The 22,042-nt window shown below is 63.7% G+C and carries 17 protein-coding genes; 16 read left to right on the forward strand and 1 reads right to left on the reverse strand.

Annotation, left to right across the window (positions count from 1 at the left end; all coding sequences use genetic code 11):
• Positions 1-113 precede the first annotated feature (113 nt).
• From lonB to hemB, 11 genes are all read left to right on the forward strand, one after another.
• Positions 114-1,820 carry an ATP-dependent protease LonB gene (lonB, locus tag C6W55_RS14640; RefSeq protein WP_286893489.1) on the forward strand — a complete coding sequence of 569 codons (1,707 nt, stop codon included), beginning with the start codon at positions 114-116 and terminating at the stop codon, positions 1,818-1,820.
• A 33-nt stretch (positions 1,821-1,853) separates the two neighbouring features.
• Positions 1,854-4,289: an endopeptidase La gene (gene lon / locus C6W55_RS14645; protein ID WP_483316367.1), complete on the forward strand. Its 2,436-nt coding sequence runs from the start codon at positions 1,854-1,856 to the stop codon at positions 4,287-4,289.
• A 46-nt stretch (positions 4,290-4,335) separates the two neighbouring features.
• Positions 4,336-4,923 carry a ribosome biogenesis GTP-binding protein YihA/YsxC gene (gene yihA, locus C6W55_RS14650; protein WP_015255419.1) on the forward strand — a complete coding sequence of 196 codons (588 nt, stop codon included), beginning with the start codon at positions 4,336-4,338 and terminating at the stop codon, positions 4,921-4,923.
• 206 nt (positions 4,924-5,129) lie between these two features.
• Entirely contained in the window at positions 5,130-5,723 is a 594-nt protein-coding gene (locus C6W55_RS14655; RefSeq protein ID WP_015255418.1) for a hypothetical protein, read from the forward strand.
• 337 nt (positions 5,724-6,060) lie between these two features.
• On the forward strand, positions 6,061-6,459 hold the full coding sequence (speD, locus tag C6W55_RS14660; RefSeq protein WP_015255417.1) for an adenosylmethionine decarboxylase: 399 nt from the start codon (positions 6,061-6,063) through the stop codon (positions 6,457-6,459).
• A 223-nt stretch (positions 6,460-6,682) separates the two neighbouring features.
• The gene (hemA, locus tag C6W55_RS14665; RefSeq protein ID WP_286893496.1) at positions 6,683-8,068 is read left to right on the forward strand and encodes a glutamyl-tRNA reductase; all 1,386 of its coding nucleotides are present in this window, start codon (positions 6,683-6,685) and stop codon (positions 8,066-8,068) included.
• 27 nt (positions 8,069-8,095) lie between these two features.
• Positions 8,096-8,908 carry a cytochrome c biogenesis protein CcsA gene (gene ccsA / locus C6W55_RS14670; RefSeq protein WP_015255415.1) on the forward strand — a complete coding sequence of 271 codons (813 nt, stop codon included), beginning with the start codon at positions 8,096-8,098 and terminating at the stop codon, positions 8,906-8,908.
• A 14-nt stretch (positions 8,909-8,922) separates the two neighbouring features.
• On the forward strand, positions 8,923-9,600 hold the full coding sequence (locus C6W55_RS14675; protein WP_286893499.1) for a precorrin-2 dehydrogenase/sirohydrochlorin ferrochelatase family protein: 678 nt from the start codon (positions 8,923-8,925) through the stop codon (positions 9,598-9,600).
• Positions 9,601-9,605: 5 nt separating this feature from the next.
• Positions 9,606-10,538 (forward strand): hydroxymethylbilane synthase, encoded by a 933-nt coding sequence (hemC, locus tag C6W55_RS14680; protein WP_286893500.1) that lies wholly within the window; start codon positions 9,606-9,608, stop codon positions 10,536-10,538.
• Positions 10,539-10,546: 8 nt separating this feature from the next.
• Positions 10,547-12,094, forward strand: coding sequence for a uroporphyrinogen-III C-methyltransferase (gene cobA / locus C6W55_RS14685; RefSeq protein ID WP_286893503.1), 1,548 nt, complete (start codon positions 10,547-10,549; stop codon positions 12,092-12,094).
• A gap of 68 nt (positions 12,095-12,162) precedes the next feature.
• Entirely contained in the window at positions 12,163-13,155 is a 993-nt protein-coding gene (hemB, locus tag C6W55_RS14690; RefSeq protein ID WP_286893505.1) for a porphobilinogen synthase, read from the forward strand.
• 18 nt (positions 13,156-13,173) lie between these two features.
• Here the strand turns inward: hemB and C6W55_RS14695 are convergent, their stop codons facing one another.
• A complete protein-coding gene (locus C6W55_RS14695) occupies positions 13,174-13,695 on the reverse strand; it encodes a Crp/Fnr family transcriptional regulator (RefSeq protein WP_286893507.1) in 522 nt (173 codons plus the stop codon).
• On the opposite strand from C6W55_RS14695, the gene hemL reads away from it, so the two are divergent.
• The 5 genes from hemL to C6W55_RS14720 all read left to right on the forward strand — a co-directional run bounded on the left by hemL (position 13,642) and on the right by C6W55_RS14720 (position 22,039).
• Positions 13,642-14,961, forward strand: coding sequence for a glutamate-1-semialdehyde 2,1-aminomutase (hemL, locus tag C6W55_RS14700; RefSeq protein WP_286893509.1), 1,320 nt, complete (start codon positions 13,642-13,644; stop codon positions 14,959-14,961). The two genes, C6W55_RS14695 and hemL, sit on opposite strands and share 54 nt — an antisense overlap.
• Positions 14,962-15,009: 48 nt before the next feature.
• A complete protein-coding gene (locus C6W55_RS14705) occupies positions 15,010-15,990 on the forward strand; it encodes an RluA family pseudouridine synthase (protein ID WP_286893510.1) in 981 nt (326 codons plus the stop codon).
• Positions 15,991-16,044: 54 nt separating this feature from the next.
• Positions 16,045-17,481, forward strand: coding sequence for a LysM peptidoglycan-binding domain-containing protein (locus C6W55_RS14710; RefSeq protein ID WP_015255408.1), 1,437 nt, complete (start codon positions 16,045-16,047; stop codon positions 17,479-17,481).
• 477 nt (positions 17,482-17,958) lie between these two features.
• Positions 17,959-20,616 carry a valine--tRNA ligase gene (locus C6W55_RS14715; RefSeq protein ID WP_015255407.1) on the forward strand — a complete coding sequence of 886 codons (2,658 nt, stop codon included), beginning with the start codon at positions 17,959-17,961 and terminating at the stop codon, positions 20,614-20,616.
• 28 nt (positions 20,617-20,644) lie between these two features.
• The gene (locus tag C6W55_RS14720) at positions 20,645-22,039 is read left to right on the forward strand and encodes a bifunctional folylpolyglutamate synthase/dihydrofolate synthase (protein WP_483316368.1); all 1,395 of its coding nucleotides are present in this window, start codon (positions 20,645-20,647) and stop codon (positions 22,037-22,039) included.
• Positions 22,040-22,042: the final 3 nt, after the last annotated feature.

The following is a 22,042-nucleotide window of genomic DNA, read 5'->3' on the forward strand; positions in this document are numbered from 1 at the left end:
TATCATGTCCGGCAAACAGGCAATACTTACAAGTATTGATCCTGATTGCCGGATTTTTGTGTCCGGCGGTTCGAACAGGATACGGACCGCCGCAAACGGGAGGAGCGAATCGCATGAATCTGAGTGTCGTGTTGCTTTTGATCCAGGTGTTTTTCGCCGTGGTGATCGGGCTGTATTTCTGGAATCTGCTGCGGACGCAGCGGACGAACCGGACGGCCGTCGACAAGGAATCGCGCAAGGAGATGGAGAAGCTGCGCCGGCTCCGTTCGATCTCGCTGACGAAGCCGCTCGCCGAGAAGACGCGGCCGCAGACGATGGACGACATTGTCGGGCAGCATGAAGGGCTGCGCGCGCTGAAGGCGGCGCTCTGCAGCTCCAATCCTCAGCATGTCATCATCTACGGCCCGCCGGGCGTCGGGAAGACGGCGGCCGCCCGCGTCGTGCTCGAGGAAGCGAAGAAAAACCCGGCTTCGCCGTTCCGCCATGACGCGAAGTTTCTCGAGATCGACGCGACGACGGCGCGCTTCGACGAGCGCGGCATTGCCGACCCGCTGATCGGCTCGGTGCACGACCCGATCTATCAGGGCGCGGGGGCGATGGGCGTCGCCGGCATTCCGCAGCCGAAGCCCGGCGCCGTCACGAAGGCGCACGGCGGCGTGCTGTTCATCGACGAGATCGGGGAGCTGCATCCGATCCAGATGAACAAGCTGCTCAAGGTGCTCGAAGACCGGAAAGTGTTCCTCGAGAGCGCCTATTACCATTCGGAAGACCCGAACATCCCGCAGTACATTCACGACATCTTCCAGAACGGGCTTCCCGCCGACTTCCGGCTCGTCGGCGCGACGACGCGGTCGCCGCAGGAGATTGCGCCCGCGCTCAGGTCCCGGTGCATGGAGATCTATTTCCGGCCGCTGCTTCCGGATGAGATTGCGGAGATCGCCGAAGGCGCCATGCGCAAGATCGGCATGCCGTACCATCCCGACGCGGTGCAAGCCGTCACGAAATACGCGACGAACGGCCGCGAGGCGGTCAACATGGTGCAGCTTGCGGCCGGACTGGCAATGTCCGAACGCCGCGAACGGATCGAGGCGGCCGACATCGAATGGGTGGCGAATTCCAGCCAGATTCCGCCGCGTCCCGAACGGAAAGTGCCGGCGGAACCGCAGGTCGGCTATGTGAACGGACTGGCGGTCTACGGTCCGAACATGGGGACGCTGCTCGAGATTGAGGTCAGCGCCATCCCGGTTCGCTCGGGCAAAGGCTCGTTCACGATCACCGGCGTCGTCGACGAGGAAGAACTGGGAGGAGGCTCGCGCACGCTGCGCCGCAAGAGCATGGCGAAGGGATCGGTCGAGAACGTGCTCACGGTGCTGCGGCGCTTCGGGTTCCAACCGCAGCGTTTCGACCTGCACATCAACTTCCCGGGCGGCACGCCGATCGACGGTCCGTCGGCGGGCATTGCGATGATGACCGCGATCGCGTCGGCCATCACGGGCCGTCACGTCGACAACAAGCTGGCGATGACCGGCGAGATCGGCATCCACGGCAACGTGAAACCGGTCGGCGGCGTGCTGGCCAAAGTGGAGGCTGCGTTCCAGGCGGGCGCCCGGACGGTCGTCATCCCGAAGGACAACTGGCAGGACTTCTATTCGCGGTTCGACGGGCTGAACGTCGTGCCGGTCGGACACGTCGAAGAAGTGTTGAAGATCGCGTTTCCCGATCTTGAACTGCGCCGTCTCGACATCGAATCCGCCGCGCCGGCCGAGCGCTTCGCCGTGCCGGAGGTGTCGTATTTGCAGGCCGATTCGGCGGAATGCTAAAATAGAATTTATACCGCCGGACGGCCGCGCTGCATGAACCGGCCGGCGAACTGTGCAATCGATCAGGGAGGTGCTGGCGTGGTACCGGGCAAATGGAAAGGACGGCGCCTGCCCTTGCTGCCGCTCAGAGGACTGCTCGTCTATCCGAGCATGGTGCTTCACCTCGATGTCGGCAGGGAAAAGTCGGTGCGGGCGCTGGAACGCTGCATGGTCGGCGACAACACGATCCTGCTCTGTTCCCAATCGGAGTCGGGCATCGAGGAACCGACGCAGGACGATATTTACCGTGTCGGCACCATTGCGCGGGTGCGGCAGATGCTCAAGCTGCCGAACGGCACGATCCGCGTGCTGGTGGAAGGCTTGACGCGCGCCGAGATTACGGAGTACGTCCCGAACGACGAATTCTATGAAGTCATGGTCAAGGAACTGCCCGAGCGGGATGCGGCCGATCCCGAGATCGACGCGCTCATGCGCACGGTGCTGGGTCAGTTCGAACACTATATCAATCTGTCGAAGAAAGTGACGCCGGAGACGATGGCTGCAGTCAGCGACATCGAAGAGCCGGGCCGGCTCGCGGACGTCATCGCCAGCCATCTGTCGCTCAAGATCAAGGACAAACAGGACATCCTCGAGACGATCGACGTTCGCGAACGGCTCGAGAAAATTCTCGATCTGCTGAACAACGAGCGCGAAGTGCTGGAACTCGAGCGGAAGATCAGCCAGCGCGTCAAGAAGCAGATGGAGAAGACGCAGAAGGAATATTACCTGCGCGAGCAGATGAAGGCGATCCAGAAGGAGCTCGGCGACAAAGAAGGCCGGGCGGGCGAAGTCGAGGAGCTGCGCGCCCAGCTGGAAGCGGCCGACGTGCCGGACAACGTGCGCGAGCGGATATCGAAGGAGATCGACCGGCTCGAACGGATGCCGACGTCGTCCGCCGAAGCAGGCGTCATCCGCAACTACATCGACTGGCTGCTCGCGCTGCCGTGGCGCAAACGTACCGAGGATGATCTGGACATCGCCAAGGCCGAGGCGGTGTTGAACGAGGACCATTACGGCCTGGAGAAGCCGAAGGAGCGCGTGCTCGAATATCTCGCCGTGCAGAAGCTGGTCAACCGGCTCAAAGGCCCGATCCTCTGCCTCGTCGGACCGCCGGGCGTCGGCAAGACGTCGATCGCCAGATCCATCGCCAGGTCGCTCGGCCGCCAGTTCGTGCGCATTTCGCTCGGCGGCGTGCGGGACGAAGCGGAAATCCGCGGCCATCGCAGAACTTATGTCGGCGCAATGCCGGGACGCATCATCCAGGGAATGAAAACGGCGGGATCGGCCAATCCGGTCTTCCTGCTGGACGAAATCGACAAGATGGCGATGGACTTCCGGGGCGATCCGGCCGCTGCGCTGCTGGAAGTGCTGGATCCGGAGCAGAACAGCACGTTCAGCGACCATTACATCGAGCTGCCGTTCGATCTGTCGAGCGTCATGTTCGTGACGACGGCGAACGCGGTGCACAACATTCCTCGCCCGCTGCTTGACCGGATGGAAGTGCTATACATTCCGGGCTACACCGAACTGGAGAAGAGGGAGATCGCGGAGCGCTACCTGCTGCCGAAGCAGAAGCGGGATCACGGGCTGAAGGAAGAACAGCTTGCCGTCGAGCCGGATGCCCTGCAGGCGCTCATCCGGGAGTATACGCGCGAGTCGGGCGTGCGCGGTCTCGAGCAGCAGATCGCTGCGCTCTGCCGGAAGGCGGCGAAGGAGATCGTCACCGAACCGGACCGCGGCACGATCGTCGTCGACCGGCAGCGGGTCGAGGAATGGCTCGGACCGGCCAAGTACCGGTACGGACTCGCCGAGCAGGAGGATCAGGTCGGCGCCGCGACGGGCCTAGCCTGGACGGAAGTCGGCGGGGACACGCTGGTAATCGAGGTGACCGTCATGCCCGGCAGCGGGAAGCTGACGCTCACCGGCAAGCTGGGCGACGTCATGAAAGAATCGGCGCAGGCCGCCTTCAGCTATACGCGTTCCAAGGCGGTCGAATTCGGCATCGAGCCGGATTTCCATGAGAAAAATGACATCCACATCCACGTGCCGGAAGGCGCGATTCCGAAAGACGGCCCTTCCGCCGGCATCACGATGGCGACCGCGCTCATCTCCGCGTTGACGGGACGCGCCGTCTCGAAGGAAGTCGCCATGACCGGAGAAATCACGCTCCGCGGCCGGGTGCTGCCGATCGGCGGGCTCAAGGAGAAATCGCTCGCCGCCCACCGCGCCGGCATCCGGAAAGTGCTCGTTCCGAAAGACAACGCCCGCGATTTGCAGGAAGTGCCGGAGAGCATCCGCGAAGAGCTCGAGTTCGTCATGGTCTCGCATATGGATGAAGTGTTGGCGCACGCCCTGGTCGGCGGACTGCCGCCCGTCCATGTGCTGGAGTCCGGCGCCGGCGGAGAGGAAGCACGGATCGACATCCACTGACCCTCCGAGGGGAAATCGTGAGGAAGCGGGAGAACGGACAGGAGCCATGAAGATCGTCAGTACCGAATTCGTCATCGGCGCGGTGCGCCATGAACAACTGCCGGAAGACGGCCTGCCGGAGATTGCGCTGGCGGGCCGCTCCAACGTCGGCAAGTCGTCGCTCATCAACCGGATGATCGAGCGGAAAAATCTGGCCAGAACGAGCTCGCAGCCCGGCAAGACGCAGCAGCTGAACTTCTACCGGGTGAACGGCAGCCTGTACTTCGTCGATTTTCCGGGCTACGGCTATGCGAAGGTCTCGAAGGCGCAGCGGGCGAAATGGGGGCGGTTCATCGAATCGTACATCCGCGAGCGGAAGCAGCTCAAGCTGCAGCTGCTTATCGTCGACCTCAGGCACCCGCCCACGGAAGACGACCGGCTCATGTACGACTGGCTGCGCCATTTCGGCATTCCGACCTGCGTCGTCGCGACGAAGGCGGACAAAGTGCCCCGCACGAGGCGGGAGCGGCATCTGCGCGTCGTCCGCGAGACGCTCGGGATGACGCCCGATGTTCCGCTCGTCATGTTCTCCTCGGAGACGGGCGAGGGGCGGGAAGAACTGTGGAACATCGTGCGGCAGGCAATTGCCGGATAAGGCCGCAAGCCTTGTAACTTGCGGTACAATTCAAAGGATACCGGGTAAAAATTCGGCCATCCCGCGGTATTCGCCGGAATTTCTCGGGAAAATGCGCGATTATCGGGGCTGGAGCGGGAGGCGCTCATTCGGAAGATCGCGTATAATGGAATCAGGCAGAAAGCCGCGATTTGCGGCGCAAGCTTAAGAATTGAGGAGATTTTCATATGGCGAAACGGCTGGCCACAGAGTATGTGAACGCCCGACTGCAGCTTTCGGCTGACGATCTGGACCGGTTCGTTCGATTTGTGGGAGGCCAGAACATCCGCATCAGGGTGCGGGTGGTCGGCTGCGGCAACCAGGAGATGGCGCTGGTTGACGAGACGAACGGTGAAGAAGTCAGCATGACGTTCGAACAGCGCGATGATCGGTTTGTCTGTGAGCTGTCCTGCCGGTTAGTCCATCCGAAGTTGACCAATGCCTTGCGCAGAGCCGTCTCGGCTTTCCGCGGCGATGCCGTTGTCAATCGCATTTATTCCGGTTTTACGATGACGTATTATTACAAACGGGGCGCCGTCCACAAGATTGTCGAACATACGGCGGACGGCGTGCGGGTCGTATTTGAGCGGCGGGATACGGTCGGCGAGCTGGAGTCGCTGTACGTAAGCCGCCAGGTGGAACGGGAGATCGAGCGCATCCAGGATGCAATCGACGAGCTGCTCGATCTGCGCAATCAATGCACCTCGCCGGGCGAGAAGCAAGCCGTTGACGAACGGCTGCGGCAATACACGAAGCAGCTGTTCATCCTCGAAGCGGAATAATCGGCATGATCGGCCGCCGGTTTTCGAACCGGCGGCTTTTCTTTTGACAAGTCTTTCCCTGCAAACCGGACGCGCCGCCATGAAAACGGCGCATGCCATTGCCTGGCGAGAGGCCTTGTCCGGCGCGGGATCCGGACGATTTTCGCTGCCTGAAAAAAAGTGTTGCATTTCTCGCCTGAAGATGTTATTTTTATCTTCGTTGAATTCAATATAGGAACCAGGATTCACTCAGGACATGTAATGTTGCGAGAGAATGATTCCCTCGAGTAGTGAATGACGTAGGTCCTAGCGGATGAAATTTGCTTCACATTTTATTCCTAGGAAGGGGGAACCGAAAGTGGAGTACTCAACTTTCGGAAGACACGTGGCAGTCGACGCCTGGGGCGTAGATTTCGAACTGCTCAACAACGCCGAGTTCCTGCAAGCCCAACTGGTGGAAGCCGCGGAAACCTGCGGTGCTACGGTTCTCTCGGTACAATCGAAACAATTTGAACCGCAAGGCGCGACGGTGCTCGTCCTGCTTTCGGAAAGCCACCTCTCGATTCATACGTATCCTGAGAAAGGATTCGCGGCACTGGACTGCTATACCTGCGGCGAGACGGTCGACCCCCAGCTGGCGATTGACTATCTCCTTTCCGTATTGAAGCCGCGCACGGTCCATGCGAAGAAGCTCATTCGCGGCATCGGCGAGCTTCGGGTGGAAGAACCCGAACTGAAGCCGTTCGCGCTGGTGTGAACCGAATAATGAAGGAACGAACAGCCATGGATGATTCCGTGGCTGTTTTTGCATGTTTCGAATATCCGGTTCCAGTTGCGTCCACAATATAGAAGTGCGGCGAGCTTTCATATATTTTTCATTTTTGTCCGGGTACACGCTGCCGAACTATGCTATACTATTTCAAAGCTGAATTCTTGCCGGGCCCGGTAGCGGTACGGCCCGGTCTGGAGTGGTGACGCGGATGCACATCATTGTCGTGGGATTGAATTATCGGACGGCGCCTGTCGAAGTGCGGGAACGGTTCGCTTTCGCCGAGCAGGAACTTCCGAAGGCGATCGAAATGCTGAAACAGACGCCGAGCATCATGGAATGCGTCATTGTCGCCACGTGCAATCGGACGGAACTCTATGCCGTCGTCGACCGCCATGTGCTGTGCGGTCATTACATCCGGCATTTCATGGAACAGTGGTTCGGCATGCCGCGCCAGACGTTCACGAAGTATCTCTACATGTATGAAGATGAAGCGGCAATCCGGCATCTGTTCCGCGTGGCCTGCGGCCTCGATTCGATGATCATCGGCGAGACGCAGATTCTCGGTCAGGTGAGGGACGCGTTTCTGCTCGCCCAGCGGGAGCGCGCGACGGGGACGCTGTTCAACATGCTGTTCAAGCAGGCGGTTACGCTCGGCAAAAGAGCCCACACGGAGACGTCGATCGGGGAGTCCGCCGTGTCCGTCAGCTATGCGGCGGTGGAGCTCGGGAAACGGATTTTCGGCGGCTTCGGCGGCAAGACGGCCCTGATCGTCGGCGCGGGCAAAATGGGCGAGCTGACCGCGAAGCATCTGAACGCTTCCGGTATCAAGCGGGTGCTGGTCGCCAACCGGACCTACGAGCGGGCGGTCGAGTTCGCCGGTCGGCTCGGCGGCGAGCCGATGCGGCTTGAGGAAGCGGCTGCGCGGCTGGCCGAAGCGGACGTGGTCATCAGTTCGACCGGATCGCGGGAATACGTGCTGATGAAGGCCCAGGTGGAACAGGCGATGCGGTCCCGTCCGTCCCGCCCGCTCTTCCTGATCGATATCGCCGTGCCGCGGGATCTCGATCCGGCCATCGCCGACATTCCGAACGTCTTTCTGTACGACATCGATGATCTCGAAGGGATCGTGGAATCGAATCTGGAACAGCGGCGGAAGGAAGCGGCCAAGATCGAGACGATGATCGCGGCGGAACTGGAAGCATTCCTCTCCTGGTACAAGACGCTCGGCGTCGTTCCGCTCATCCGCGCCTTGCAGGAGAAAGCGGAGAAGATCCACACGGAGACGATGCAAAGCCTGACGAACAAGCTGCCGGATCTGACCGACCACGAGCGCAAGGTGATCCGGAAGCTGACGAAGAGCATCGTCAACCAGATGATGCACGACCCGATTCTCCGCATCAAGGAGATGGCCGGAGACAAAAAGGCCGGCGAAGCGATGGATTGGTTCGTCAGATTGTTTGCGCTCGAAGATGCGATCGGGCAGCAGGAAACGGGGCCGGATTCGAAGACCTCCGATGCGCGCCCGGACGAGCGGCCGGAAGCGGCGGGTCCTGTCCGGAAAGCGGCGGGCCGCCTCGCTGCAGCCACTCCGTGAGGATGCGGCCCGGAGGTGGCATGCCCCATGTACGGCCTGTCGGTTCACGGCCTGTTGGTATTGTATGCCCTGAGCCTTCTGTTTTATTTCTCCGATTTCGTATCATCGAACCGGAAAATGAAACGGATGGGCACAGGGCTCCTTGTGTTCGTATGGGTGCTTCAGACCGGCTATCTGATTTACCGCCTGCTGCAACTGGACAATCCTGCCGGGCTGACGCGGTTCGAGACGCTGTTCTTCTTCGTCTGGCTGCTCGTCACGATCTCGCTGGCCGCAAGCCGGCTTGTCCGGATCGAGCCGTTCGTCTTCGCCGTCAATGTCGTCGGTTTCTCGGTGCTGGCGACGGTGGCGGCGGAAGGCCCGTCCGCCGCGCCGCTCCGGCTGTGGGATGCCGCGCAGTACTTGCTGATCGTGCACATCAGTCTCGCGCTTGCCGCGTACGCGCTGTTCACCGCCGGCGCCGTCCTCTCGCTCATGTATCTGCTGCTGCACCGGCAGCTCAAGAGCCGGAGCTGGAACGCCGTCGTCCGGCGGATGCCCAGCCTGGAGACGATCGACCGGTGCGCGTACGGCGCCGTGCTCGCCGGCACCCCGCTGCTCATTCTGTCGCTCGCGGTGGCCGCGGCGACGCTGCTGGCCGCGCATCGGGCGGAATGGCTCGCCGACTGGAAAGTCATCACGGCGCTGGTGGCGGCGATCGTCTACATCATCTACATAGCCAAGCGGAAGCGCCGGATGGATCCCGGCCTGCTGACGGCGCGGTGGAATCTGTACGCTTTCGGTGTGCTGCTGGCCAATTCGCTCATCGGCGCGGCGTCGCGCTTCCACTCCTGGTCATAGGGCGGTGAGCCGATGTGACGCGGTATTATCCGATCATGCTGCGCCTGGAAGGCGAACAATGCCTGGTCGTCGGCGGCGGCCCCGTGGCGGAACGCCGGACGCGCGGCCTGCTCGATGCGGGCGCCGCCGTGCGGGTCGTCGCGCCCGCCGCGACGGAAGGGTTGGAGCGGCTGGCAAGCGAGGGGTATATCACCTGGGTCCGACGGGAATACCGGGACGAGGATCTCGACGGCGTCCGGCTCTGCTTCGCGGCAGCGGATCGTGAAGTGAATCACAGGGTTGCCGAAGAAGCGATGCGCCGCGGCATTCTCGTGAACGCGGCGGACGACCGGGAGGCCGGGTCGTTCGCGGCGCCGGCCGTCGTCCGCAGGGGACGGCTCGTGCTTGCCGTCACCGCGTCGGGCGCCAGCCCGGCGCTGGCGGGCGCGATCGCGCGCGAGCTGGCGGAGCGGTACGGCGAATCCTGGGCCGATTATGCCGAATGGCTGCATCGGCTTCGTGAAGCGGCCCGCGCCGCGGTGCCCGACGCGCGCGAGCGGAGGCGCGTGCTGCGCGCCGCGCTGGATGTGCCGGAAGCGGAGTGGCGCCGCGATCTTGCGGAAGTGGATCTGGCCGCGCGCATCCGGGAGCTTAAGGAGCGGCCGGTTTCTCCGGCGGCGGAAGACGGAATGGACGGAACAGACGGGGAGTGACTTTGGTGGCGGGAGTTCGAACAATCGTCGTGGGCACGAGACAGAGTGCCCTGGCGCTTACACAGACGGGACAGGTGATCGCGGATCTTGCGCGGCTGGCGCGGGAGCTCGGTCTGCCGTTTCGATTCGAGACGCGCCGAATCGTGACGAAGGGCGACCGGATTCTGGACGTGACGCTGTCGAAAGTCGGCGGCAAGGGGCTGTTCGTGAAGGAGATCGAGCAGGAACTGCTCGACGGCGGCATCGATATAGCCGTCCACAGCATGAAGGACGTGCCGCATACACTGGAAGACGGTCTGGTCATCGGCGCCGTGCCGCGCCGCGTCGATCCGCGCGACGCGCTGATCGCCCGCGGGGCGCGCTCCATCACGGAGCTGCCGCACGGCGCGCGAGTCGGCACGAGCAGCCTGCGGCGGGTATGCCAATTGAAGCGGCTTCGCCCGGACCTCAGGCTCGAGCCGGTGCGCGGCAACATCGACACGCGGATCCGGAAGCTCGAGACGGAAGGGCTGGACGCCATTATTCTGGCGATGGCCGGCCTGAAGCGGATGGGCTGGGAAGATCGGGCGACCGCTCCGATACCGGTCGAGGAATGCCTGCCGGCCGTCGGTCAGGGCGCGCTCGGCGTGGAATGCCGCGCCAATGACGAGGAAATGCTTGCCCTGCTGAGCCGCTACAACGACGAGGTGTCTGCCCGGGCGGTGGAGGCGGAGCGCAGCTTCCTCGCCGAGCTGAACGGCGGCTGCCAGGTGCCGATCGGCGCCTACGCCGAGATCGCGGGCGAGGAGATCCGGCTGACCGGCATGGTCGGCACGCCGGACGGCGGCGTGCTGCTGAAAGAGTCGATGACGGGGACGGACGCCCGAAGTCTCGGCACGGAGCTGGCGCGCAGGCTGATCGGCCTTGGCGCCGACCGTATACTCGCGGATGTGAGGTGACCGGGGGCTTGAGCAAGGGGAAAGTGTATCTGGTCGGAGCCGGACCCGGTGATCCGAAGCTGATCACGCTGCGCGGGCTCGAATGCATCCGGATGTGCGACGTGATCGTCTACGACCGGCTGGCCAGTCCGCGGCTGCTCATGCATGTGAAACCGGGGGCGGAACGGATCTATGTGGGCAAGCTGCCGGACCGCCATACGATGAAGCAGGAGGAGATCAACCGGATCCTGGTGGAGCAGGCGCTTCAGGGCAAAATCGTCACCCGGCTGAAAGGCGGCGATCCGACCGTTTTCGGCCGCGGCGGCGAAGAAGCGGAAGCGCTCCGCCGGGAGGGCATCGAGTTCGAGATCGTGCCGGGGGTTACGTCCGCGATCGCGGTGCCGGCCTATGCGGGCATTCCGGTCACCCATCGGGATCTGGCGTCTTCGGTGTCGATCATCACCGGGCACGAAAATCCGGAGAAGCTGGACGAGCTGATCCAGTGGGACCGGGTGACGAACGCAACGGGCACGCTCGTCTTCCTGATGGGCGTCGCGCGGATCGGCCACATTGCGCGGCAACTCATCCGGCACGGACGTCCGCCGGGCACGCCGATCGCCCTCATCCGCTGGGGCACGACGGCCAACCAGCGAACGCTCGTCGGCACGCTGGCCGACATCGAGGATAAGGTGAAGGCGGCCGGATTCGAGCCGCCGGCCGTCATCGTCGTCGGCGACGTCGTCCGGCAGCGCGACAAGCTGATGTGGTACGAGAAGCGGCCGCTGTTCGGCGCACGCGTCCTCGTCACGCGGGCGCAGGCGCAGGCGGGCACGCTGTCGCAGCGGATCGAGGAGCTCGGCGGCGAACCGATCGAGTATCCGGCCATCGAGACGCGCATGCCCGAAGGCGCGGCGGCCGAAGCGGCGATCGGGGAAGCGCTGGCGGCGGCGGAGACGTACGACCATCTGATCTTCACGAGCGTGAACGGTGTGCGCTTTTTTCTCGAATGGCTCCGCCGGTTCGGGCAGGATATCCGCCGGTTCCACCGGGCCCGCATCGCCGCCGTCGGCCCGAAGACGGCCGAAGCGCTGCGCGAGATCGGCCTCGCCCCGGCCGCGCTGCCCGAAACGTTCCACGCCGAAGGCTTGCTGGACAGCATGCGTGGGACTGTGCGGCCGGGACAGCGGGCGCTCCTGCCGCGCGGGGATCTGGCGCGCAAGTCGCTGCCGGAAGCGCTGCGCGGGCTGGGCGTCACGCCCGTCGAGATCGACGTGTACGAGACGGTGCCGGCCGGCGGCGGGGAGGACATCCTCGACCTGCTGCGCGAAGGCGGCATCCATATCGTCACGTTCACCAGCGCGTCGACGGTGCGCAATCTGATCGGGCGGCTGCGAAACGCGGGCGTCGGCGATCCCGCAGCGCTGCTCGGCCGCACGGCCGTGGCGTCGATCGGCCCGCTTACGTCGGCGGCCGCGCGGGAAGCGGGGCTGACCGTCGCGATCGAGCCGCCGGAGTCGACGATCGACGCGCTCACCGCCGCGATTGCGGCCTATTGGGCGGAACGCCGGCCGGTCTGATGACGGACAGTCTGCATTCAAAAGCTGAAGACCGCCCGGAACACTCATAAAGCTGGAGGAATGATTCGATGAGCTATCCGCTGATCCGGCACCGCCGTCTCCGCCGCACCGCCGCGCTGCGCGAGCTGGTCCGGGAGACGGTGCTGACCGCCGCTGACTTCATGTATCCGATATTCGTCACGCATGGCCGGAACGTGCGCGAAGAAGTGAAATCGATGCCGGGCGTGTTCAACTTCTCGATCGACCGGCTCGGCGAAGAGATCGAACGGGTCAGAGAAGCCGGCGTGAAGTCGATCATGCTGTTCGGCATCCCCGAGCACAAGGACGAGATCGGCTCGTCGGCCTACGATCCGAACGGCATCGTGCAGGAAGCGATCCGGGAAGTGAAGCGGCTCGCCCCCGATCTCGTCGTCGCCGCCGACACCTGCCTGTGCGAATATACCGACCACGGCCATTGCGGCATCGTGCGCAGAACCCCTTCGGGCGGTGCGGACGTCGCCAACGACGAATCGCTCGAGCTGCTGGCGAAGACGGCTGTGTCGCAGGCGGATGCCGGCGCCGACATCATCGCGCCGTCGAACATGATGGACGGGTTCGTCTCCGCGATCCGCGGGGCGCTGGATGCCGCCGGGCACGAATCGGTGCCGATTCTGTCCTATTCGGTGAAATACGCGTCGGCCTATTACGGCCCGTTCCGCGACGCCGCCCAATCGGCGCCGCAGTTCGGCGACCGGAAGACGTACCAGATGGATCCGGCCAATGTCCGCGAAGCGCTGCGCGAGGCGGAGTCGGATGTGCTGGAAGGCGCGGACATGCTGATGGTGAAGCCGGCGCTCGCCTACATGGACGTGATCCGGACGATCAAGGACAACTTCGATCTGCCGCTGGCGGCTTACAACACGAGCGGCGAGTACGCGATGGTGAAGGCGGCGGCGATGAACGGCTGGATCGACGAGCGTGCCGTCGTGCTGGAGACGCTGACCGGCCTGAAGCGCGCCGGCGCGGACCTGATCATCACCTATCACGCGATCGACGCGGCGAACTGGCTCAAGCTTGAATAAAAAAGAAGCTGTGGGCGGTCAGCTCCGCAGCTTCGACAGATCGAGCGTATATTCGTTCGGCGAGAGGCGCAGAATGCCGCGGTCCTCGATGTCACGGATGACTTCGGCGAGTACATTTTTCTGCACGCCGGCCATCTGCGCCAGCTCGTCGTAGTTGAGCGGCATGCGGATTGCGATGAGGTTGCCGCTGCGCTGGCCGTGCCGGTTCGCCAGCAGGATCAGATTCTTGATGACGCGGGTTCGCGAGTCGAGGAACGTCAGGTCGTGCACATGCTGGTTCGTATCCCGCTGCCGCTGGCACAGTCCGGCCATGATGCGCCTGGTAATATCGTAATGGGTGCGCAGCAATTCGTGGAACGGCTGTTCCGCGATGACCAGGACCGACGTAGGCTCCAGCGACGCGGCCGAAGCCGAGCGCGGGCGGCCGTCGATCAGGAACAGCTCGCCGAAGCTGTCGCCGCTCTGGAGAAGGGTAAGATTCTTGAAATGACAGGAGTGACGAAATTGGTCGAAAAAACGCGAGTCCGCAGGGATGAGCATTCCAAGGCCGCCTTCGAGCGGGCAAAGCGGTCGATTCCGGGCGGCGTCAACAGCCCGGTGCGCGCCTTCCGGTCGGTCGGCCTGACGCCGGTGTTCGCAGCGCACGGCTCCGGCAGCCGCATCACGGACATCGACGGCAACACGTACATCGATTATGTCGCTTCGTGGGGACCGCTCATTCTCGGGCATGCCCATCCGGAGGTTGTCGAGGCGATCAAAAAGACGGCGGAAAAAGGAACCAGCTTCGGCATGCCGACGGAACTGGAGACGATGATGGCGGAACTGGTCGTCGAGCGGGTGCCGTCCGTCGATGTCGTGCGGATGGTCAACTCCGGCACCGAGGCGACGATGAGCGCGCTGCGGCTGGCCCGCGGCTACACGAAGCGGAGCAAGATCGTGAAATTTGAAGGTTCCTACCACGGCCACGCGGACAGCCTGCTCATCAAGGCCGGTTCCGGCGTGGCGACGCTCGGCCTGCCGGACAGCCCGGGCGTGCCGGACAGCGTCGCGTCGCATACGATCACGGTGCCCTACAACGACCTGTCCGCCGTCAAGCTCGCGTTCGAACGGTTCGGCGAGGAAATCGCCTGCGTCATCGTCGAGCCGGTCGCCGGCAACATGGGCGTCGTGCCGCCGTTGCCGGGCTTCCTCGAAGGGTTGCGCGAGGTGACGCGGGCATACGGCAGCCTGCTGATCTTCGATGAAGTGATGACCGGTTTCCGCGTCCATTACAATTGCGCCCAGGGGCTGTACGGCGTCGAACCGGATCTGACCTGCTTCGGCAAGGTCATCGGCGGGGGGCTGCCCGTCGGCGCGTACGGCGGCAAGCGGGAGATCATGGAAATGATCGCGCCGAGCGGGCCGATCTATCAGGCGGGCACGCTGTCGGGCAATCCGCTGGCGATGGCGGCCGGCTACACGACGCTCAAGCTGCTGACGCCCGAGACCTACCAGCGTCTGGAGGCGCTGTCCGCGCGTCTGCAGCGCGGTTTCGAGGAGAATGCGGAGCGCCATGGCATCCCGACGACGATCAACCGGGTCGGCTCGATGCTCTGCCCGTTCTTCACCGACAAGACGGTCATCAATTACGAGACGGCGAAGACGTCCGATCTCGACCGGTTCAAGGCGTATTTCGCGTCGATGCTGAACCTCGGCATCAGCATCGCGCCGTCCCAGTTCGAAGGGATGTTCATCTCCGCCGTCCATACGGAGGCGGACATCGATGCGACGGTCGAAGCCCATGACGAAGCGCTGCGCCGCTTGTAATCTTGCCGCCGGCTCCGTGCGGGCTGTGCGGAAGCGGGAGGGATCGCCTTGATCGACCTGGCGCAGGCCCGGCGCGACGGCGAATGGCTGCGCATCCCGCTGCCCGATCCGCGTCCCGAGGGGCTGGCGGATGGAACGCATCCGCACGATGTGCGCCGCCGGCTGATCGCGGACGGCATCCTGCCGGAGAAGTGGCTGAACCGCCTTTTCTCCGTCGGCGGCATCCGGCTGGAGAACGGCATGCTGTCGCTGAAAGCATTTCCTCCCCATGACTGGACCGATCACCCGCTGCTCGCCGGCCGGGGAGAGCCGGCGCGGGCCGAAGTGCTGCATGAGGACGACTGGTGCCTCGTCCTGCTCAAGCCGGCCGGCATGCCTGTCCATCCCGCATATCCGGGCATGGGCGGGACGCTGGACGAAGCGGCCGTCCGGCATGTGCTGCAGGCGGGCGATCCGCTGCCGGTCCGCCATATCCACCGGCTGGATGCGGATACGTCCGGACCGGTACTCTATGCGAAGAACGATCTGGCCCAGCTGCGCCTGGACGAAGCGATGCGGGAGAAGCGGATCGAGCGGCGATACCTCGCGATTGTGCACGGCGCGCCCCGGCCGCGCGCCGGCACGATCGATGCACCGATCGGCAAGGATCGCGGCCGCAGCCCGCGCAGGCGGGTTCAGCCCGGCGGTGACCGCGCCGTGACGCACTACGAGACGGTGAAGGAAGCGGGAGATCTGGCGCTGGTCCGGGTGCGGCTCGAGACGGGAAGGACACACCAGATCCGCGTCCACTTCAGCCATATCGGCCATCCGCTGCTGGGGGATACGCTGTACGGCGCCCCGCCCGATCCCCGTCTCTCCCATCAGGCGCTGCACGGCGAATCGCTCAGCTTCCCGCATCCGTGGACCGGGCGTCCGGTCGTCGTCGAAGCGCCGCGTCCGCGCTGGTTTGAAGATGCGCTGCGCCGCGCCGGCCTGAAAGGGAAAATGCAGGCATGCCCTCCTTCATGCGGCCATATAGATAGATATTGAACGAAGGAACGAATCCGTTCATATCCATGGTTGCGGAAGGAAGGAGGAAGCGACGTGCACGAACCGAGCGGGCTCCGGTTCGACGTCTACGAGCGCGTTCACCTGCCGCAGGATGCGGCGGACATCCGCGAGATCGAAGAAGTCGAACTGACGCCCTGTGTCCAGGCCGAACGCCAGGGAGATCAGGTGGTGCTGCGCGGCAGCCTGCTTCTCGGCGGCGTCTATCTTCCGGACGACGAAAGCCGAAATTCGCGGCAGCTGGAGCATTGGATTCCGGTGGAAATCACTTTGCCGCTGGAACGGGTGAGCAGACTCGAAGATTTGGCCGTTGAAGTGGACAATTTCGACGTCGACGTGTTGGATAAGCGCACGCTCAACGTTACGGGCGTCCTGACGCTGCGGGGCATCGAGGCGGGAGCGTTGGGCAGCCGGCAGCAGACGTACGCATGGGGAGAAGAGCCGTATACGGTGGTTCACCGCCGCGGGCGGGAACTGATCGAAGATGCGGCTCCGGAATCCGCCGGCGAATCCGCGCAACCGGTTGACGAAGCCGAGCCGTCCTTCACAGCAGCGGATGCGGCCCAGGCGCCGGATGAAACGTCCGGGGCGGCGCAACAATTTGCGGAATGGCGGAACGCCGGCGGCGAAGACGCGTTTGCCGCGGAAAGCGCGGACGATGCGGGGCCGGATTCGTCTGTGGAATCGGCGCCATCCGAAGACAGTTTCGCCGGACAGACGGAGCTTCAATCCGAAGCGGTTCAGGCGGCCGGGCCCGTGGAATGGAAAGAATTTGCGGCGCGGGTGCAGGAGAACCTGGCGGCTGATGAAAGTTCCGTACGGGCGAACGAGCCGGAATCGGGATCCGGGCAAGATGCGGAGCCGGACTTGTCCGCCGCCGGTTCCGGGGATGCTTCAGATGCCAGAATCGAGGCCGGTTCCCCCGAAGCGAATGATCTGTCCGCGGCAGACGGCCGGGATGTCTGGCAAGCGGACGCGCAGCCTTTGCAGACGGAGGAGATCGCCGTCACGCCGTCGGCGCAGCTTGGGGAATGGGGCGGAACCGGCGGTCAGCAGCCCGCCGCGCAAGCCGCATCCGGCAAGGTCGACGTGAAAGTCGCGGTCAACGCGAAGCGGGAAAATGAGCCGGCGGGAGCGGAAGGTTCTCCGGGGCTCGGGAAACTGTTTTTCCCGGATCGGCGGGAGGCGCGGTATGAAGCCGGCGTGCGGCCTGCGGAAGAACAGGAACCGGCACAGGAAGCGGCGGATGCGGGGCATCGGCAGTCTTCGTCGGACGAAGTGGATTGGAAGAGCCTGTTCCGCGGCGCCGCCGTGCAGGAATCGTTCCGCACGGTGCGGCTCTGCATCGTGCAGAAGGACGACACGCTCGATGCCATTGCCGGCCGCTATCAGCGGAATCCGCGCGAGATCGCGCTGGCCAACCGGCTGAACGGCACGGAGGTGACGGAAGGCCAGGTGCTTTACATCCCGTAACGGGCTTGGCGGTCAGCGGCGCAGCCTCACGGAGGGAATTCCCCTGCGTGAGGTTTTTTGTTTGCCGGGCCCGCGGCATGTCCCTCTTGTTGACGAAGACGGTTAACATCGTTATGATAGGAAATAATAACTGTTAGCATTACGGGATTCGGCAATCCCGACAGCGAACGACGAAGAAGGGGAATAGCAGCGCGTCTTGCCTTCAGAGAGCGGAACCGTGAGGCTGCGAGGTTCTGCAGGATCGGACGGCTGCGGGTCGCCCCGGAGTCGCCTGTTCGAGCGCCGCGCGCGCCAGGGCAGGCCGGTTGGCAACCGTTACGAGCCGGCAAGTGCCGCCAGCGTCTGGACCGCCGGCGGAATAAAGGTGGTACCACGGAAGCGAAGAGCCTTTCGTCCTTTGTCGGGCGAGAGGTTTTTTTGTTGAACCCCCTGCGCGGAGATTGCCGGATCCATGCCGCATGAGGAGTGAGGTTGAGCATGACGGAAAACAAATCCGCGATCGCGATGCCGACGACGTATGACCCGAAATCGGCGGAGAAGAAATGGTACGATTACTGGATCAAGGGGCGGTATTTCGAAGCGGGACGGCGGAAGGACGCGAAGCCGTTCACGATCGTCATCCCGCCGCCGAACGTGACGGGCATGCTGCATATCGGCCATGCGCTCGACTGCACGCTGCAGGACATCCTGATCCGTACGAAGCGGATGCAAGGCTATGACGCGCTCTGGCTGCCGGGCACCGACCATGCGGGCATCGCGACGCAGACGCGCGTGGAAGCGACGCTGCGCGAGCAAGGGATCAGCCGGTACGATCTCGGCCGGGAGAAGTTTCTCGAGAAGGTCTGGGAATGGAAGGAACATTACGCGAACACGATCCGCGAGCAATGGGCGAAGATGGGCTTCTCCCTCGACTATTCGCGCGAGCGGTTCACGCTGGACGAAGGGCTGTCCCGCGCTGTCCGCGAGGTGTTCGTCCGCCTGTATGAGAAAGGGCTGATCTACCGCGGCAAGCGGATCATCAACTGGGACCCGGCCGCCCGCACGGCGCTGTCCGACATCGAGGTCGTGTACAAGGAAGTGCAGGGCGCGCTGTACCATCTGCGCTATCCGCTCAAGGACGGCAGCGGCCACATTACGGTCGCGACGACCCGTCCGGAGACGATGCTGGGCGATACGGCGGTGGCCGTCCATCCGGACGACGAGCGGTACAAGGACCTGATCGGCAAGACGATCGTGCTGCCGATTATCGGCCGCGAAATTCCGGTCATCGCGGACGAATATGTCGACCGCGAGTTCGGCAGCGGTGCGGTCAAGATTACGCCTGCCCATGACCCGAACGACTTCGAGATCGGGCTTCGCCACGATTTGCCGCAGGTCATCGTCATGGACGAGACCGGCAAGATGAACGAGAATGCCGGGCCGTACCAGGGCCTTGACCGGTCGGAGTGCCGCAAGCGGATCGTCGAGGATCTGAAGGCGCAGGGCGTCCTGATCAAGATCGAGGAGCACGTCCACCAGGTCGGGCATAGCGAGCGGACGGGCGTCGTCGTCGAGCCGTTCCTGTCGACGCAATGGTTCGTGAAGATGAAGCCGCTCGCGGAGCAGGCGATCGCCGTCCAGCGTTCCGAGCGCGGTGTCCGGTTCGTGCCCGAACGGTTCGAGAAGAACTATATGCACTGGATCGAGAATGTGCGCGACTGGTGCATCTCCCGCCAGCTCTGGTGGGGCCATCGCATCCCGGCGTGGTATTGCGACGACTGCGGCGAAATGCATGTGTCCCGCGAAGATCTGACGACCTGTCCGAAGTGCGGCGCATCGCTCCGCCAGGACGAAGACGTGCTGGACACGTGGTTCAGCTCCGCGCTCTGGCCGTTCTCGACGCTCGGCTGGCCGGACGAAACGGAGGACCTGAAGCGCTACTACCCGACGACGGTGCTCGTGACCGGATTCGACATCATCGGTTTCTGGGTGTCGCGGATGATTTTCACGGCGCTGGAGTTTACGGGCGAGCGGCCGTTCGCGGACGTCCTCATCCACGGCCTCGTGCGCGACGCCAACGGCGAGAAGATGTCGAAGTCGAAGGGCAACGGCGTCGACCCGCTTGACGTCATCGAGCGCTACGGCGCGGACGCGATGCGCTACATGCTGTCGACGGGCATCTCGCCCGGCCAGGATCTGCGTTTCCGTTGGGAGCGCGTCGAGCAGGCGCGCAATTTCGCGAACAAGATCTGGAACGCGTCGCGGTTCGCGCTGATGAATCTGGACGGATTCAAGGCTGCGGACATCGATCTGTCCGGCCCGCTCGGCACGGCGGACAAATGGATTATGCACCGGCTGAACGAGACGGTCCGCGACGTCACCCGGCTCATCGACATCTACGAGTTCGGCGAAACCGGAAGAGTGCTCTACAACTTCATCTGGGACGATCTGTGCGACTGGTACATCGAATTCGCGAAGCTGAACCTGTACGGCACGGATGAGGCGGCGAAGCGCGCGACCCAATCGGTGCTGGCCTATGTGCTTGACCGGACGCTCCGGCTCATGCACCCGTTCATGCCGTTCATCACGGAGGAAATCTGGCAGCATCTGCCGCATGAAGGCGAGACGATCACGCTCGCGCCGTGGCCGGTGTACGAGACCGCGTTCGAATCGCCGGACGCGGTGCGCGAGATGAACCTGCTCATGGACATCATCCGCGCCGTCCGCAACATCCGCGCCGAAGTGAACGTGCCGATGAGCAAGAAGGTCGACCTGATCGTGAGCCTCACAGGGAAAGCCGAGCTTGCGATCGCAAAGCGCAACGAGGAGTTCATCCGCCGTTTCTGCGGCACTTCCTCCCTCGAGCTGGGCACGGGGATCCCGGCGCCGGAAAAGGCGATGACCGCGATCGTGACCGGGGCGGAACTGTATCTGCCGCTGGCGGGTCTGATCGATATCGACGCGGAAATTGCGCGGCTTGAGAAAGAGCTGAAGACGCTGAACGCCGAAGTCGAGCGGGTCGAGAAGAAGCTCGCGAACGAAGGTTTCATGGCGAAGGCGCCCGAGAAAGTGATCGAGGAAGAACGGGCGAAGCTGCGCGACTACACCGAGAAGCGGGACCGGACGATCGCCCGCATCGCGGAACTGCGCGGCTGACGGACACACAAGGAGGAGAAGCGGAGAGATGCCCGACATGAGCGAACGGACCGGCGGAGCGTTTGACACCGGGGTTCAGGATGCGGGTCCGTTCCGGACATACGAGGAGGCGCGCGACTGGATCACCGGTCTGACCGCGTTCGGCATCCGTCCCGGACTAGAGCGCATCACCTGGCTGCTCGAGCGGTTTGACCGGCCCGAGCGCCGGCTCAAGTTCATCCATGTGGCCGGAACGAACGGCAAAGGTTCCGTCTGCGCCTATCTGACCAGTGTGCTCCGTGCAGCGGGCTATAATGTGGGGACGTTCACGTCGCCTTATTTGACCCGCTTTACGGATCGGATTACATTCAACGGCCGGGACATTCCCGACGAAGTGCTGGTGCGGCTTGCGAACGAAGTGAAGCCGCATGTCGACGAACTGGCCGAGACCGAGCTCGGATCGCCGACGATGTTCGAAGTGACGACCATGCTCGCGATCCTGTATTTCGCGAAGGTCGCCTACCCCGATTATGTCGTCTGGGAAGCCGGGCTTGGCGGGCGGCTTGACGTGACGAACGTCGTCGTGCCGGTCGCGAGCGTCATCACGAACATCGGCCACGACCATATGGACGTGCTGGGCGATACGTTGGAAGCGATCGCGGCGGAGAAAGCCGGCATCATCAAAGCCGGCGTGCCGGTCGTCAGCGCGGCGTCGCAGCCCGAGGCGATCCGCGTTCTCGCCGAAACGGCGACCGCGAAGAAGAGCACGCTTTATCTGCTCGGGAAGCAGTTCCGCGAAACGCCGCTCGAGTCCGGCGAAGGAACGCAGCGATTCCGGTTCGAGGGGCCGTTCCGCGCGATCGAACCGCTAGAGATCGCGATGCGCGGCGCGCACCAGCGGACGAATGCCGCCGTCGCCGTCATGACGCTTGAGGTGCTGCGGCAGTATTACGCGCTCATCCTCGAGGAGGGCGTGCTCGAGGAAGGCCTGCGCGCGGCCCGATGGCCCGGCCGGCTGGAGCTGGTCCGGGAGGAGCCGCGCATTCTGCTCGACGGCGCGCACAATCCGGAAGGCATGGCCGCGCTCGCGGCGGCCCTCAAGGAATCGTTCCGCTGGCGCAGGCTTCATCTGATGATCGGCGCGCTGGCGAACAAGAATCATATCGACATGCTGCGGCATATACTACCAATAGCGGATTCGCTCATTGTAACCGAACCGGATTTCAAGAAGAAGCTGGACGCAGGCGAACTTGCGCGGATCGCGGCCGGCATCCCCGGCTGTCCAGCCGATGCCGCGGCCGAACCGGATTGGCGCCGGGCGCTCGACATGCTGATCGGACGAACGGGTCCCGAGGATCTGGCCGTCGTATCCGGCTCGCTGTACCTGATTGCAGACGTTCGTTCCTCTCTGCTTCATGATCGCGATATTGAAAAAGGTTGGTGAGAC

The sequence above is a fragment of the Thermobacillus sp. genome (assembly GCF_003390775.1).
GTDB lineage: Bacteria > Bacillota > Bacilli > Paenibacillales > Paenibacillaceae > Thermobacillus > Thermobacillus xylanilyticus.